Source organism: Rhizobium cauense (assembly GCF_019511525.1).
GTDB classification, from domain to species: domain Bacteria; phylum Pseudomonadota; class Alphaproteobacteria; order Rhizobiales; family Rhizobiaceae; genus Rhizobium; species Rhizobium cauense.
Genome location: NZ_JAEUAT010000021.1, coordinates 95840 through 110421 on the forward strand (window position 1 = coordinate 95840; position 14582 = coordinate 110421).

Annotated in this window: 15 protein-coding genes; 6 read left to right on the forward strand and 9 right to left on the reverse strand. The window is 59.1% G+C overall.

Features of this window, described 5'->3' with window-relative positions; genetic code table 11:
* Positions 1 to 58: 58 nt before the first annotated feature.
* The 7 genes from clpA to JNB88_RS28245 form a co-directional block, all read right to left on the reverse strand.
* Positions 59 to 2557: an ATP-dependent Clp protease ATP-binding subunit ClpA gene (gene clpA, locus JNB88_RS28215; protein ID WP_037127667.1), complete on the reverse strand. Its 2499-nt coding sequence runs from the start codon at positions 2555 to 2557 to the stop codon at positions 59 to 61.
* Positions 2558 to 2567: 10 nt separating this feature from the next.
* Entirely contained in the window at positions 2568 to 2921 is a 354-nt protein-coding gene (clpS, locus tag JNB88_RS28220) for an ATP-dependent Clp protease adapter ClpS (protein WP_008526939.1), read from the reverse strand.
* A gap of 262 nt (positions 2922 to 3183) precedes the next feature.
* On the reverse strand, positions 3184 to 3555 hold the full coding sequence (locus JNB88_RS28225; protein ID WP_220358348.1) for a phasin family protein: 372 nt from the start codon (positions 3553 to 3555) through the stop codon (positions 3184 to 3186).
* A gap of 229 nt (positions 3556 to 3784) precedes the next feature.
* Positions 3785 to 4207 (reverse strand): DUF3597 domain-containing protein, encoded by a 423-nt coding sequence (locus tag JNB88_RS28230; RefSeq protein ID WP_220358349.1) that lies wholly within the window; start codon positions 4205 to 4207, stop codon positions 3785 to 3787.
* 234 nt (positions 4208 to 4441) lie between these two features.
* Positions 4442 to 4645: a DUF3126 family protein gene (locus JNB88_RS28235; RefSeq protein ID WP_007532353.1), complete on the reverse strand. Its 204-nt coding sequence runs from the start codon at positions 4643 to 4645 to the stop codon at positions 4442 to 4444.
* Positions 4646 to 4772: 127 nt separating this feature from the next.
* The gene (gene cysE / locus JNB88_RS28240; RefSeq protein ID WP_220358350.1) at positions 4773 to 5606 is read right to left on the reverse strand and encodes a serine O-acetyltransferase; all 834 of its coding nucleotides are present in this window, start codon (positions 5604 to 5606) and stop codon (positions 4773 to 4775) included.
* A 119-nt stretch (positions 5607 to 5725) separates the two neighbouring features.
* Complete coding sequence (locus JNB88_RS28245; protein ID WP_037127660.1) at positions 5726 to 6508, reverse strand: alpha/beta fold hydrolase; 783 nt, start codon at positions 6506 to 6508, stop codon at positions 5726 to 5728.
* A 155-nt stretch (positions 6509 to 6663) separates the two neighbouring features.
* Between JNB88_RS28245 and JNB88_RS28250 the strand changes: the two genes are divergently transcribed.
* Both JNB88_RS28250 and JNB88_RS28255 read left to right on the forward strand, forming a co-directional pair.
* Positions 6664 to 6909 carry a zinc-finger domain-containing protein gene (locus JNB88_RS28250; protein WP_018859934.1) on the forward strand — a complete coding sequence of 82 codons (246 nt, stop codon included), beginning with the start codon at positions 6664 to 6666 and terminating at the stop codon, positions 6907 to 6909.
* Positions 6910 to 6936: 27 nt separating this feature from the next.
* A complete protein-coding gene (locus JNB88_RS28255) occupies positions 6937 to 8082 on the forward strand; it encodes an FAD-dependent monooxygenase (RefSeq protein WP_220358351.1) in 1146 nt (381 codons plus the stop codon).
* Here the strand turns inward: JNB88_RS28255 and JNB88_RS28260 are convergent, their stop codons facing one another.
* Complete coding sequence (locus JNB88_RS28260) at positions 8083 to 9273, reverse strand: cystathionine beta-lyase (RefSeq protein ID WP_220358352.1); 1191 nt, start codon at positions 9271 to 9273, stop codon at positions 8083 to 8085.
* A gap of 370 nt (positions 9274 to 9643) precedes the next feature.
* Here JNB88_RS28260 and JNB88_RS28265 point away from each other — a divergent pair, with 370 nt between their 5' ends.
* The 4 genes from JNB88_RS28265 (at position 9644) to JNB88_RS28280 (ending at position 13917) form a co-directional block, all read left to right on the forward strand.
* Positions 9644 to 10669 carry an amino acid ABC transporter substrate-binding protein gene (locus tag JNB88_RS28265; protein ID WP_037127652.1) on the forward strand — a complete coding sequence of 342 codons (1026 nt, stop codon included), beginning with the start codon at positions 9644 to 9646 and terminating at the stop codon, positions 10667 to 10669.
* A gap of 95 nt (positions 10670 to 10764) precedes the next feature.
* Entirely contained in the window at positions 10765 to 11967 is a 1203-nt protein-coding gene (locus tag JNB88_RS28270; protein ID WP_220358353.1) for an amino acid ABC transporter permease, read from the forward strand.
* Position 11968: 1 nt separating this feature from the next.
* Positions 11969 to 13123 carry an amino acid ABC transporter permease gene (locus JNB88_RS28275; RefSeq protein WP_220358354.1) on the forward strand — a complete coding sequence of 385 codons (1155 nt, stop codon included), beginning with the start codon at positions 11969 to 11971 and terminating at the stop codon, positions 13121 to 13123.
* A gap of 20 nt (positions 13124 to 13143) precedes the next feature.
* Positions 13144 to 13917, forward strand: coding sequence for an amino acid ABC transporter ATP-binding protein (locus JNB88_RS28280; protein ID WP_037127645.1), 774 nt, complete (start codon positions 13144 to 13146; stop codon positions 13915 to 13917).
* A gap of 80 nt (positions 13918 to 13997) precedes the next feature.
* On the opposite strand, the gene JNB88_RS28285 is transcribed toward JNB88_RS28280, so the two are convergent.
* Positions 13998 to 14432, reverse strand: coding sequence for a hypothetical protein (locus tag JNB88_RS28285; RefSeq protein WP_037127643.1), 435 nt, complete (start codon positions 14430 to 14432; stop codon positions 13998 to 14000).
* Positions 14433 to 14582 lie beyond the last annotated feature (150 nt).

Consider the following 14582-nt stretch of genomic DNA (forward strand, 5'->3'; position numbering starts at 1 on the left):
TAAGCCGAAACCAGTAGCGCAAAAGAAAAGGCGGCCATTGCGGCCGCCCCTCCATCAACTATTTCTTCGGAACCCTCGGAACCGCACTTCCCTTCTTGGGTGGGCTCTTCACTTCCGCTTCGACTGATGCCTTTGACTTCTTTGCCGTTGCCTTCTTCGGGCGTGCCTTCGTCTTCAGTTCGCCGTCATCCTCGTCATCGGCCTCGGAGTGGATGAGCTCCGCTTCAGGCTTCGGCTTGATCGGCGCGCTGTCCGGGACCGCTTCCAAGACGATACCAGGCTTTCCATCTTCCTTCGGACCAACGGTGACGTTGACGACACCGCCCTTCCGCAGCTTGCCAAAGAGAATCTCATTGGCGAGCGGCTTCTTGATGACGTCCTGGATAACGCGGGCGAGCGGGCGAGCGCCCATCTTCTCGTCGTAACCCTTTTCAGCCAGCCACGCGATAGCGTCCTCGTGCAGATTGAAGGTGACATTCCGTTCGGAAAGCTGCGCTTCGAGCTGCATGATGAACTTCTGCACGACCTTGTGGATCACTTCCGTCGGGAGCGCCGCGAACGGGATGATCGCGTCGAGACGGTTGCGGAACTCCGGCGTGAACAGGCGGGTCAACGCCTCCTCGTCCTCGCCCGTCCGCTTGGACGAACCGAAGCCGATCGCCGCCTTGGCCATCTCCGACGCCCCCGCGTTGGTCGTCATGATCAGGATGACGTTGCGGAAGTCTATCTTCTTGCCGTTATGGTCGGTCAGCGCGCCATGGTCCATCACCTGCAACAGGATGTTGTAGATGTCGGGATGCGCCTTCTCGATCTCGTCAAGCAACACCACGCAATGCGGATGCTGGTCGACGCCATCGGTCAGCAGACCACCCTGGTCGAAGCCGACATAGCCGGGAGGTGCGCCGAGCAGGCGCGATACCGTATGCCGTTCCATGTACTCGGACATATCAAAGCGCAGAAGCTCAACGCCGAGCGACGAGGCGAGCTGCTTCGCAACCTCGGTCTTGCCGACGCCTGTCGGGCCGGAGAAGACGTAGGAACCAATCGGCTTGTTCGGTTCACGCAGGCCCGCGCGGGCGAGCTTGATCGACGTCGACAACGCCTCGATCGCCTTGTCCTGGCCGTAGACGACCGAGCGCAGTTCCTGCTCGAGATTGGCAAGAACAGCTTCGTCGTCCTTCGACACCGTCTTCGGCGGGATGCGCGCCATTGTCGCAACCGTGGCTTCGATCTCCTTCTCGGTGATCAGCTTGCGGCGCTTGGACGGCGGCAGCAGCATCTGGGCTGCACCGGTTTCATCGATCACGTCGATCGCCTTGTCGGGCAGCTTGCGGTCCGAGATGTAGCGCGCCGACAGCTCGACAGCCGTCTTGATCGCCTCGTTTGAATAGCGCAGGTGATGATATTCTTCGAAGTACGGCTTCAAGCCCTTCATGATCTCGATCGCATCGTCGATCGACGGCTCGTTGACGTCGATCTTCTGGAAGCGACGAACCAGAGCCCGGTCCTTTTCGAAGAACTGGCGGTACTCCTTATAGGTGGTCGAACCGATGCAACGGATGGCACCCGAGGACAGGGCCGGCTTCAAGAGGTTCGAGGCATCCATGGCTCCGCCCGACGTTGCGCCCGCACCGATCACGGTATGGATCTCGTCGATGAACAGCACGGCGCCCGGATATTCTTCGAGTTCCTTCACGACCTGCTTCAAGCGCTCTTCGAAATCACCGCGATAGCGCGTGCCGGCCAGCAGCGTTCCCATATCCAGCGAGAAGATGGTGGCATCGGCCAATGCTTCAGGCACCTTGCCCTCGACGATGCGCTTGGCAAGGCCCTCGGCAATGGCGGTCTTGCCGACACCGGGATCGCCGACATAGAGCGGGTTGTTTTTCGACCGGCGGCATAGAACCTGGATGGTGCGATTGACCTCGGCCTGGCGACCGATCAACGGATCGATCTTGCCGCTCTTGGCCTTCTCATTGAGGTTCACGCAGTAAGCCTTCAGGGCATCCTGCTGCTTTTTCGCGCCGCCCTCTTCCTGTTCGCTGCTGCCACGCGATGCCGGCTTGCTCTCGGATTCGTCGTCGGCGCCGCGAGGCGGACGAGACTCGGACGAACCCGGCCGCTTGCCGATCCCGTGGGAGATATAGTTGACCGCGTCGTAGCGGGTCATTTCCTGCTCCTGCAGGAAGTAGGCCGCGTGGCTCTCGCGCTCGGCGAAAATGGCAACGAGGACGTTTGCGCCGGTCACCTCCTCGCGACCGGACGACTGCACATGGATCACCGCCCGCTGGATGACGCGCTGGAAGCCGGAGGTTGGCTTGGAGTCCTCGTCATAGCCGGTGACCAAATTGGAGAGTTCGTTATCGACATATTCAACAAGCGTTTTGCGCAGCGCGTCGAGGTCGACGTTGCAGGCGCCCATAACGGCGGCGGCATCGGCATCGTCGATCAGGGCGAGCAGCAGATGCTCGAGCGTGGCATACTCATGATGCCGCTCGTTGGCAAAGGTCAGTGCCTGATGGAGCGCCTTCTCAAGACTAGGCGAAAATGTTGGCACGTTCAGATCCTCACTTCTTTTCCATGACGCATTGCAGCGGATGCTGGTGCTGCCGGGCGAAGTCCATCACCTGGCTCACCTTCGTTTCCGCCACTTCGTATGTAAATATCCCACATTCGCCGACGCCATGGTTGTGGACATGAAGCATAATGCGGGTGGCACTTTCGCGATCCTTCTGAAAAAAACGCTCCAGAATATGAATGACGAATTCCATGGGAGTGTAGTCGTCGTTCAAGAGTAGCACGCGGTAGAGATTGGGCTTCTTGGTCTTCGGTTTCGTGCGTGTGATGACCGAGGTTCCGCGATTTCCGTTGTCCCCGTTCCTTTCGCTATCGTTTTGCATCCGGATCGGCTTTGCGATCATTTTCTTTCATTCCTCGATCAGTCCAGCGGGGGGCATGGGAGGGGTTTGCCCGCCGAATATTCGAAATACTAACTTAGTTCATCCTGGAGCGATTTTAAGCCCCTCGCTTCACACTGCAATCACAATTCGGCTGGTCTCGACGCAAAGACACAGAAACCGGGCGATGGGCATGCGACGGGCATTGTGAAAAAAGAAAAGACCGGCCGCAGATGCGTAGCCGGTCTTCGATTTTCAAGAGCTGTGCGGCAATTGCCGCCTATGGTTACGCCGCAGCGGGCGCGACAACTGGGGCGGCCTTCGTCGCCTTGGCGACCGCAGCAGCAACAGGCGCTTCATATGGTTTGTAAGCGCTTTTGGCGAGATCGGAATACATTTCGCCAAGCTTGGTGGCTTCGCCCACGAAGTTCTCGTATGCAGTTTTCACATAGTTGGTCTGCAGCTCGAAGGCAGCTTCAAAGCTACGCGCCCCGGAGAGACTTTCAAAATGCGTGACCGTGTCCTGGAACGACTTCTTGGAATACTCCACGGCTTCGGCGGCAATGGCCTGAAAACCCTTGGCAGTCTCCGAATAGCTCTTCAGGACCGTGTCCATGGCTTCCTTGTTCTTCCGATTGACGTCGTCGAAGTTCAACATGACCATCATCCTCCTTGGCATGTGTGGCTTGATGAAGCCTAGCTGCAACGCACAAATAGTCAAGCATGATTGTGCACCGCAAAACAATCTTTGATTGCATCACCACCCACGCATGTTTCAATGCGCAAAACCGAAATCCCACTGTAATTGATTTTGCTAAAATATATCAGAGCGTCGCAACCAACGGTTACGTCAAAAAATTCGTCGCGACGCCTGATGAGGCCTGACGTCAGTCAAGAAGATCGGCCGGCACCTTCCCGCCATTTTCGGCAAGGCGCGTCATCAAGGCCTTGTGCAGGAACATGTTCATCGCGGCGGTGTCGTGCGGGTCACCTTTGAAGCCAAGCTCCGCGGCCAGCTCCTTGCGCTCAGCGAGGCTGGCATCCATGCCGACGGCCTTCATGAGATCCACGATCGAGCGGCGCCAGTCCAGCTTTTGTCCGCTCTTCTTAACTGCCGCATCCAGTAGCGGCACGATATCGACAGCCGCTGCGGCGGGGGTAGCAGCAGCCGGTGTTGCCTGCGGTGTGGCTGAGGGAGCGGGCGATGGCGCTGCGGTTGCCCCCGGCTGCGAAGGGGCGGCTGATGGAGTGACCGGCGCGGCCACAGCTTCACCAAAAATCGCGTTCTTGATCTTGTCGAAAATACCCATTCCGGCATCCCTCCTTGGCGCTAGAGCACATGCTCAGCTTGGGAGATGGAGCGTTCGACGGAGCGGTCCAGAGAAGAGAGCGTATTTTTCCGCCGAAGATTGCTTTTCGAGACAAGAAGCAATCGCAGGTTTGCTAGGGGCACGAATCGCAGAGCGGCCAAGCAGACCGGACCTAAGAGTGTCCGGAGCAGTCAGGACGAAGGGCGGCAGAGCACGCCGCCCACCGATTGCAGATCAGAGATCGACGTCGAGGATCGCCATCGAAAAGTTGTAAGAGCGGTCGCCGTCCTCGTCATCGATATAGACGACACCCAGAAATTCTTCGCCGAGATAGACTTCAGCGGAGTCGTTCTTTCGCGGGCGAGCCTTGACGATCACCTGCGGGTTGAACGTGCGCTTGAAATAGGCGTCGAGCTTCTTGATTTCTTCGGGCTTCACACTGCATCTCCTGAGCGGTCTCGGTTGGCCGCTTCTTGCATGGGAAAGACGGCGCTGTAAAGGCACGGGGACAGACGCATGAACGCTATCCCCGCTGATATGCCACACTTATAAGGCGACGAGCGGCTCAGATATCCGCGCCGATCACCTGATCCATTATTCGCGACGGCTCCGAACACCCGGCTTCTCCGACCACCTTGGCCGGCACACCTGCCACGGTCGTCTTCGGTGGCACCGCCTTGAGCACCACCGAACCTGCCGCAATGCGTGAGCAATAGCCGATCTCGATGTTGCCGAGGATCTTGGCGCCAGCACCGATCAGCACGCCGCTGCCGATCTTCGGATGCCGATCCGCGCCTTCCTTGCCGGTACCCCCGAGCGTAACCCCGTGCAGGATCGATACGTTGTCGCCGATGACGGCGGTTTCGCCGACGACCAGGCCGGTGGCATGATCAAGGAAGATGCCCCTGCCGATACGCGCGGCTGGATTGATGTCAGTCTGGAAAACACTCGAGGATCGGCTCTGCAGATAAAGCGCCAGGTCGCGGCGGCCGCGATTGAGCAGCCAGTGCGCAAGCCGGTGGGTCTGCAGCGCGTGGAATCCCTTGAAATAGAGCACGGCCTCCATGAACCGCAGGCATGCCGGGTCACGGTCGTAGATCGCCTGAATATCGACGCGCAGGATCGTGCTCCACTCCGGCCAATCCTCCAGCATCTGATCGAAGGTCTGGCGCAACAGGATCGCCTGCATATCCGGGTGGTCAAGACGTTCGCAGATACGATAGACCACGCACTCTTCCAGCGACCGATAGTTGAGAACGGTCGAATAAAGAAACGCGGCCAGCACCGGATCCTTCTCTGCTGCAACGCGCGCTTCCTCGCGCAAGCTGTCCCAGATCGGGTCCATCACCTTGAGAGGACTGCCCGTCTCAAGAGAGCGAATGTCTGTCTTTGCGACCATGAAAGGTCTCCTCGTATGCCGTAGGATCGGCTCTATATAAGGCAAAAACCCGTTAACATAAATGGGCGGCCGGCGAATCGTTTCTCAGCGATCCCGAACTGTCCAGCAAACCCATGTCACTAGTCGGCGACTTCGGCGTAAAACTCGAGTACGGCCTTCTTGAAGACCCTGTCACCCACCGCAAGCATGTGATCCCGCCCGGGAATGTCCAGCGCCTGAGCATGGGGCATCAGCGCGGCAAGCTCCTCAGCAGAACCCGCGATGTCATCCTTCGTTCCGACCCCGATCAGGGTTGGAGCTTCGATCTTGGCCATATCCGACCGTGCGACGAGATCGCGAGATCCCTTGATACAGGCGGCGAGCGCTTCGCGGTCACTCTTCGTCTGATCGGCGAAAGCGCGGAACATTCGTCCACGATCATGAGAGACATCATCGAGAGAAGGTGCAAGCAAAGCATCCGCTATCGGATCCCAGTCACCAACGCCGTCCGTCATGCCGATCCCGAGGCCACCGAGCACCAGCGACCGGACCCGCTCGGGATGGGCAAGGGCTGCGAAGACGGAAATGCGGGCTCCCATCGAGTAGCCCATGACGTTGGCCTCCGGAATTCCGAGATGATCGAGAAGCGCAACCGCATCACCCGCCATATGCCACGGACGGTAAGCCTCGGCGTCGCGCGGCTTGTCACTTGCTCCATGCCCCCGATTGTCGATGGCAATGACGCGATAGCCCGCGTCGCCCAGCGTCTTCAACCAACCCGGGTGAACCCAGTTCACGTTGGCACTGGAAGCAAATCCGTGGATCAGCAGCACGGGCGCCCCGGACGGATCGCCTTCGTCGAAGAACGCGAGCTTCAGGCCATCATGGGTAAAGCTGGAAAAGACGGGCGTATTCAAGTTCATCGGACTGTCCTTTTTCGCGGGACCATATTTTATGGACCACGGAACTGAAACCCTCGCAGCCGCAAAAACTGTGCGTCCTGTCACTCTTTCGCTCTACACATTTGCGGTGAAGGACTATAAGGTCCGCGCGACTTACAAAGCATTCGGAGATGAACATGGCCGGCCACAACATTCCCCACTTCCAGAACGACGGCGGACACCGCGTTATCGAAGTCGGCGTGAAGGAGTTCATGTGCACCGGCGCTTCCGTTCCGTTCGATCATCCGCATATCTTCATCGACATGGGCGACGAGAACGAAAAGGTCTGCTCGTACTGCTCGACGCTCTACCGCTTCAATGGTGCGCTGAAGGCGACGCAGACCAATCCGGCCGGCTGCGTCTTCCACGTCAAGGCTGCCTGACGCCTTCCATTCGAGATCGGACAGCCTATGCCGGCCGAACATGCCGCCATTGTCGGCGCGGGTATAGCGGGCCTCACGGCTGCCCTTGCGTTGGCGCGGCGTGGCATAAGCGCCGAGATTTTCGAGCAGGCTCCGGAATTGACCGAGGTCGGGGCCGGACTGCAGGTTTCGCCGAACGCATCGCGTGTGCTGGCCGAGTTGGGCGTGCTCGAGCCCCTGACTGGCGCCTGGCTCGAACCTGATGACATTCGGCTTGTCTCCGGAACCTCGCTTCGCCAGCTTGCAGCCGTTCCCGCCGGCAGCTTTGCACGGGCCAGATGGGGTGCGCCGTACGGCGTCCTGCACCGCTCTACATTGCAGCGTGCATTGCTTGACGCTGTGAAGAAGGAGCCACTTTGTCAGCTCCATCTCGGGTCGAAGATGACGGCTCTGGCCTTATCGGGGCCGTCACGAAGACTTGTCGTTGGCGCCGACGGGGTCTGGTCGCAGGTTCGAGAAAGCATCGACGGCAGCCCCTCGCCGCGGTTCTCCGGCAACATCGCCTACCGTTTCACGATTGATGCCGCCAACGCGCCCACGTTTCTTCAGCGTACCAGCGTGTCCGCTTTCCTGGGCCCATCGGCGCACCTCGTCTGCTATCCACTGAAGGAAACCGACTGCTTCAACATGGTGGCGATTACCGCAGGCAACGTCGCATCGCATGACTGGACCGGCCAGCCAACGCAAGCTCAGCGAGAACAGCTGCTATCGCGCTTTTCGAGATGGCATCCTGCCCTGACCACGCTTTTCGCCAAGGCCGACGACATCACCTTCTGGCCCCTCTACGAAACGACAAGCGGTCGCTGGCAGAATGGCGGCAACTCTGTCCTCATCGGCGATGCTGCGCACGCAATGATGCCCTTCGCGGCGCAGGGAGCCGCGATGGCAATCGAGGATGCGTATGAATTGGCAAGCTTCGTTGCGACGCAGTCGACGCCGCAAGCGCTGCACTCGTTCGAGGCGCACCGCGCCCCACGTATTGCCCGATTGCGCCAGCGTGGCGCGTTCAACCAGTTTGCGTACCACGCCCGGGGGCCGATCCGCATCGGACGCGACCTCGTTCTGGCACTGAGGCCGCCGCAAAGCCTCGCGGCGGACCTCGATTGGATTTACGGCTACCGAGCCGGCGCCTGATCAGACGGCCTTTGCCGCGGCAAAGCCGCGCTCGATGTCCGCTTTGATATCAACGACGTCCTCCAGCCCGATCTGCAGGCGGATGACCGGTCCTTCGGACGGCGCCTTGCAAATTCGGCGATCGTTGAGGTTGACGTGAACGGCGAGGCTTTCGAAGCCGCCCCATGACCAACCGAGGCCGAATATCCGCAGGGCATCGAGGAAAGCATGCGCCTTGGCCTTGAACTTCTCGGGAGCATCGACCGCAAGAACGAAGGAGAAGATGCCGCTCGCGCCCTTGAAATCGCGCCTCCACAACTCATGCGACGGAAAGCTGGGCAATGCCGGGTGAAGCACCTTGGCGACATCGTCCCTGCCCTCGAGCCACTTGGCGATGGTCAGGGCGCTTTCGTAGTGACGTTCCAGGCGTACGCCCATGGTACGCAGCCCGCGCAGGATCTGGTAAGCATCATCAGGTGCGCCGCAGATACCAAGCGTAATGTTTGCTTCATGCAGTTGCGGCCAGTACTTGGCATTTGCCGAGACGGTCCCCATCAGAATATCAGAGTGCCCGGAGGGGTATTTGGTGGCCGCATGGATTGAGACGTCGACACCGAAGTCGAGCGGCTTGAAGTAAACAGGCGTCGCCCAGGTGTTGTCCATCGTCACGACAGCACCGTGCTTGTGCGCGATCGCCGCGATAACAGGGATATCCTGCATTTCGAAGGTGTTCGAGCCCGGTGCTTCGGTGTGGACGAGCTTGGTGTTCGGCTTGATCAGCGCTTCGATGCCGGTCCCGACCATCGGATCGTAATAGTCCACCTCTACGCCCAGGCGCTTCAGCATCGTGTCGCAGAAATGGCGCGTCGGCCCGTAGACCGAATCGACAATCAGTGCGTGGTCGCCGGCCGACAGGAATGCCAGAAACGGCACGGTAACGGCGGCAAGGCCCGACGGCACGAGAATCGTTCCGGCCGATCCCTCCAGCGCGTCGATCGCTTCGCAAAGTGCATCCGTAGTCGGAGTTCCGCGCGTTCCATAGGTGTACTTCTGCGCCCGCGTCTCCATCGCTCTGGCATTCGGAAACAGCACCGTAGAGGCATGAACGACCGGCGGATTGACGAAACCGTGGTACTCGGCCGGATCGTTACCGAGGTGGGAAAGGCGCGTGTTGATGCCTGCGTTCTGGAGCGGGCCTTCTTTATCTTTCATGTCGGAAATGCCTTTGGCGGTGGGATGCAATCGGCAAACTCTTGAACGCCCCCAAACGATCGGTCAACCCCGAAGCCGGAGTGACCTGCGCATCGCTGCCATGCAGAATTCTCAGATATATCAGTGATATTGCGCGAATTTTTTCGGCAAAGGCCGCCATTTCGATAGCCATCTGCTTATTTTACGTGCCTCAATTAGGGAATTGCCGAAATATCACGCAATCTTTCAACGCGACACTTGACCATAGTGACATTTGCGACTGTGATAGAACCACTCGCGCCGGGAGGGTGTCGGGTCATATGGGAGGTTTTGCTTGCTTCGGTGAACGCTCCCACAAAAAGATAAGACAAAGGAAAAGGTTGGGAAAAAAATGAAGACTAAGCTTCTGTCCGCCGCCATCGGCGCAGCAGTTTTCGGACTTGGCGCCTCGGCAGCATCTGCCACCACGCTCGAAGACGTAAAGGCAAAGGGTTTTGTTCAGTGCGGCGTCAACACCGGCCTTCTTGGTTTCGCGCAACCTGACGCTTCCGGCAACTGGGCCGGTTTCGACGTCGACTTCTGCAAGGCAGTTGCTTCGGCCGTTTTCGGCGACCCGACCAAGGTGAAGTACACGCCACTGTCGGCAAAGGACCGTTTCCCGGCGCTCAAGTCGGGCGAAGTCGACGTCCTGTCGCGTAACACCACCTGGACGATCAATCGCGATACCGCGCAAGGCTTCAACTTCCGCCCGATTACCTATTACGACGGCCAGGGCTTCATGGCTCGCAAGAGCCTGAACGTAAAGTCGGCGCTTGAACTGTCTGGCGCAGCCGTTTGCGTCCAGTCCGGCACGACGACGGAACTGAACCTCGCCGACTACTTCAAGGCTAACAACCTTCAGTACAATCCGGTGGTTTTCGAGAAGCTTGAAGAAGTCAACGCGGCCTACGATTCCGGTCGTTGCGACGTCTACACCACCGACCAGTCCGGTCTCTACTCGCTGCGTCTGACGCTGAAAAACCCAGACGAGCACATGGTTCTTCCGGAAATCATTTCCAAGGAGCCGCTCGGCCCGGCCGTTCGCCAGGGTGACGACCAGTGGTTCGACATCGTCTCCTGGACGGCATATGCGCTGGTCAATGCCGAGGAATTCGGCATCACTCAGGCCAATGTCGACGAGATGAAGAACTCGGCAAACCCTGACATCAAGCGCTTCCTCGGCACCGAAGCCGACACCAAGATTGGTACCGACCTCGGGCTCACCAATGAATGGGCCTACAACGTCATCAAGGGCGTCGGCAACTATGGTGAAGTGTTCGAGCGCAACATCGGCCAGGGCAGCCCGCTCAAGATCGAGCGCGGGCTGAACGCGCTGTGGAACAAGGGCGGCCTCCAGTACGCCCCACCGGTCCGCTGATCGGCTAGCCCTTCGCGGCTTGGGAAGGCGGTCAACCGCCTTCCCATCAAAAAGAGAAAAGCCCGAAAACGGGCTCATAGGGGATTAGGCTCGGCATGACGCAAGAGGCTGTGCACACGTCGCATGTGCAAAGCACTGGCTGGAGTTTCCAGTCGGTGCTCTACGACCCGAGATTTCGGGGTATTTTCTTCCAAGTCCTGACTGTCGTACTCATTGTCGGATTCGGGTGGTGGATTGCCCACAATACGGCTCAGAATCTGGCCCGCTCCGGCACCGCTTCCGGCTTCGGCTTCCTGAACGGCCGCGCGGGTTTCGACATTGGCCAGTCGCTGGTCGACTACTCGAGCGATGCAACCTATCGCCGGGCTCTGGTGGTGGGACTGCTCAATACGATTCTTGTCGCGGTTACGGGCATCGTCACGGCCACGATAATCGGCTTCGTCGTCGGTATTGGGCGGCTGTCGCACAATTGGCTGATCGCCAAACTTTGCACGGTCTATGTTGAGGTCTTCCGCAACATTCCGCCCCTGCTCGTCATCTTCTTCTGGTACCAGGGCGTTCTTGCCGTTCTGCCCGGCCCGCGCGATTCACTCCATCTGCCGCTCAACATGTATCTCAACAATCGCGGGCTGGCTTTCCCGAAGCCGATCTTCGGTGAAGGCATGTGGTCGGTCGGCGTGGCGCTTCTGATCGGCATCGTGGCGTCTGCAATCCTTGCGCGCTGGGCTCACAAGCGCCAGGCGTCCACCGGCAAGCAATTCCATACGATCTGGGCCTCCATTGGCCTGATCGTCGGCCTGCCTGTTCTGGCATTTCTGTTCTCCGGCCTGCCTCTGTCGTTCGACGTTCCTGTCGCGGGCAAGTTCAATCTCACCGGCGGTTCGGTCGTCGGTCCGGAGTTCATGTCGCTGTTCCTGGCGCTGTCCTTCTATACGGCCGCCTTCATTGCCGAAATCGTGCGTGCCGGCATTCGCGGCGTGCCGAAAGGCCAGTCGGAGGCGGCTGGTGCGCTCGGCCTTCACCCTGCAAGCGTCACCCGCCTGGTGGTCGTCCCGCAGGCGCTGCGCATCATCATTCCGCCGCTCACCAGCCAGTATCTGAACCTGACCAAGAACTCATCGCTCGCCATCGCCATCGGTTTCTCGGATCTCGTCGCCGTCGGTGGCACGATCCTGAACCAGACCGGCCAGGCGATCGAAATCGTGTTCATCTGGGCGGTCGTCTATCTCACCCTGAGCATCCTCACATCGGTGTTCATGAACTGGTTCAATGCCAAGATGGCTCTGGTGGAGAGATAAGATGCCGACATCGAACGAATCCTTCGTCAGGACCACATTTATCGACCCGGAACCCGCACCGCGCAGCGAAAGCGGCGCATGGGCCTGGGTTCGCAAGAACCTTCTGGCAACGCCCAAGGACGTCGTCCTGACAGTCATTGCCATCACCCTTCTCGCCTGGGCCCTGCCCCAAATGATCAACTGGCTTTTCATTCAGGCGGTGTGGACTGGAACGGACCGCACCTTCTGCGCGACAGCCGTCCAGGGCGGCATTCAACCCGACGGCTGGAGCGGTGCTTGCTGGGCATTCGTCAACGCCAAGCTGGACCAGTTCGTCTACGGCCGCTATCCCCTCGACGAGCGCTGGCGGCCGACGATTGTCGGCATCCTCTTCGTGCTGCTGCTGGTGCCCATGCTCATCCCCAAAGCACCCTTCAAGGGCACGAATGCCGTTCTGCTTTTCGCCGTGCTGCCGCTTCTTGCCTTCTGGCTGCTTTACGGCGGCTTCGGCCTCGAAATAGTTGACACCCCGCTTTGGGGTGGCCTGATGGTGACGCTGGTGTTGTCCTTCGTGGGCATTGCGGTGTCGCTGCCGTTCGGCATCATCCTTGCACTCGGTCGCCGCTCCCAGATGCCTGTCATCAAGATGGTTTGCGTCGGCTTCATCGAGATCATTCGCGGAATTCCGCTGATCACGGTGCTCTTCATGGCAAGCGTGATGCTGCCGCTCTTCCTGCCTGCCGGCTACACGATCGACAAACTGCTGCGCGCCTTGATCGGCGTTGCGATCTTCGCCTCAGCCTATATGGCCGAGGTCATCCGCGGCGGTCTCCAGGCGATTCCGAAGGGCCAGTACGAGGGCGCGGACTCGCTCGGCCTAGGTTATTGGCAGAAGACGCGGCTCATCATCCTGCCGCAGGCGATCAAGCTGGTCATACCGGGCATCGTCAACACCTTCATCGGCATGTTCAAGGACACGTCGCTGGTTTCGATCATCGGCATGTTCGATCTGCTCGGCATCGTCCGGCTGAACTTTACCGACGCCAACTGGGCAAGTGCGGTGACGCCATTGACCGGGCTGATTTTTGCTGGCTTCGTTTTTTGGCTGTTCTGCTTCGGCATGTCGCGCTATTCAGGCTTCATGGAACGCTATCTCGATACCGGCCACAAACGATAAAAGATCAAGGGAACGAACATATGGCTGAGGCTCAACCTAAGAAGATGACCGTTTCGGCAACGGACGTTGCCGTCGACATCGTCAATATGAACAAGTGGTACGGCGATTTTCACGTGCTGCGGGATATCAATCTCAAGGTGATGCGCGGCGAGCGTATCGTCATTGCCGGACCGTCCGGATCGGGCAAGTCGACGATGATCCGCTGCATCAACCGCCTTGAGGAACACCAGAAGGGTCAGATCATCGTTGACGGCGTCGAGCTCACCAACGACCTGAAGAAGATCGACGAAGTGCGCCGCGAAGTCGGCATGGTCTTCCAGCACTTCAACCTCTTCCCGCACTTGACCATCCTGGAAAACTGCACGCTGGCGCCGATCTGGGTGCGCAAGATGCCGAAAAAGCAGGCCGAAGAAGTCGCCATGCACTTCCTGAAGCGCGTCAAGATCCCGGAACAGGCCAACAAGTATCCGGGCCAGCTTTCCGGCGGTCAGCAGCAGCGCGTGGCAATCGCCCGTTCGCTCTGCATGAACCCGAAGATCATGCTCTTCGATGAGCCGACCTCGGCGCTCGACCCTGAAATGATCAAGGAAGTTCTGGAGACCATGGTTGGCCTCGCAGAAGAAGGCATGACCATGCTCTGCGTCACCCACGAAATGGGCTTTGCGCGCCAGGTCGCCAACCGCGTTATCTTCATGGACCAGGGGCAGATCGTCGAACAGAACTCACCCGCCGAGTTCTTCGACAATCCTCAGCACGAGCGCACCAAGCTCTTCCTCAGCCAGATCCTGCACTAAGCAGCGTCGCTCACCAAATTCGAAGGCCGCCGGAATTTCCGGCGGCCTTTTGTCTTTCTACCCTGGGCCTGAGACCGTGATCAGCCCTTGAGCTTGGCGTTGCACAAACTGTAGAAGCCGCCGCCCTTCTGGATCCACTTCAGGCCATTGAGCGTGTTGGCATCCTTGTTCTGATGGTAGGAGTCGACACAGGTGTGCATCCGGGCCTTGCCGGGCGTTTCCTTCGCATATTTTGGCGCAACGGCCGTTGGGAACGAAACGCCCCTTGGCGCTGTCATCGTCGGCTTTTCAGGCTCTTCGCCGCTGTTGAGTGTCACATCTGGCTCAGCCGTCGCGTCCGGCCCGCACTGCGCCTTGCGGAAGTCGTTCCACTTCATGTCCTTTGCAGAGCCGTCGGCCTGGGCCGACTTATACTTCGCGCTGCATTCCTTCATGGTCAACGCCGAGGACGGCGTCGCAAACGCCAGAGCCCCGAGCAGGGAAACGGATGCAAGAATAGTCAAATGCCTGATCATGATCTTTCCTCCAAGCCTCTAGGGGGCTGCTACCGAACTATCGATCTGGCTTTTTTTCTTGTCAACGTGACAATTGGCGCAACCATGGCGCTAAACCTGTTGAACAGGTCGCCTCCTCCAGTTCCGATAGCAATCCTTCGATTGCAGCGT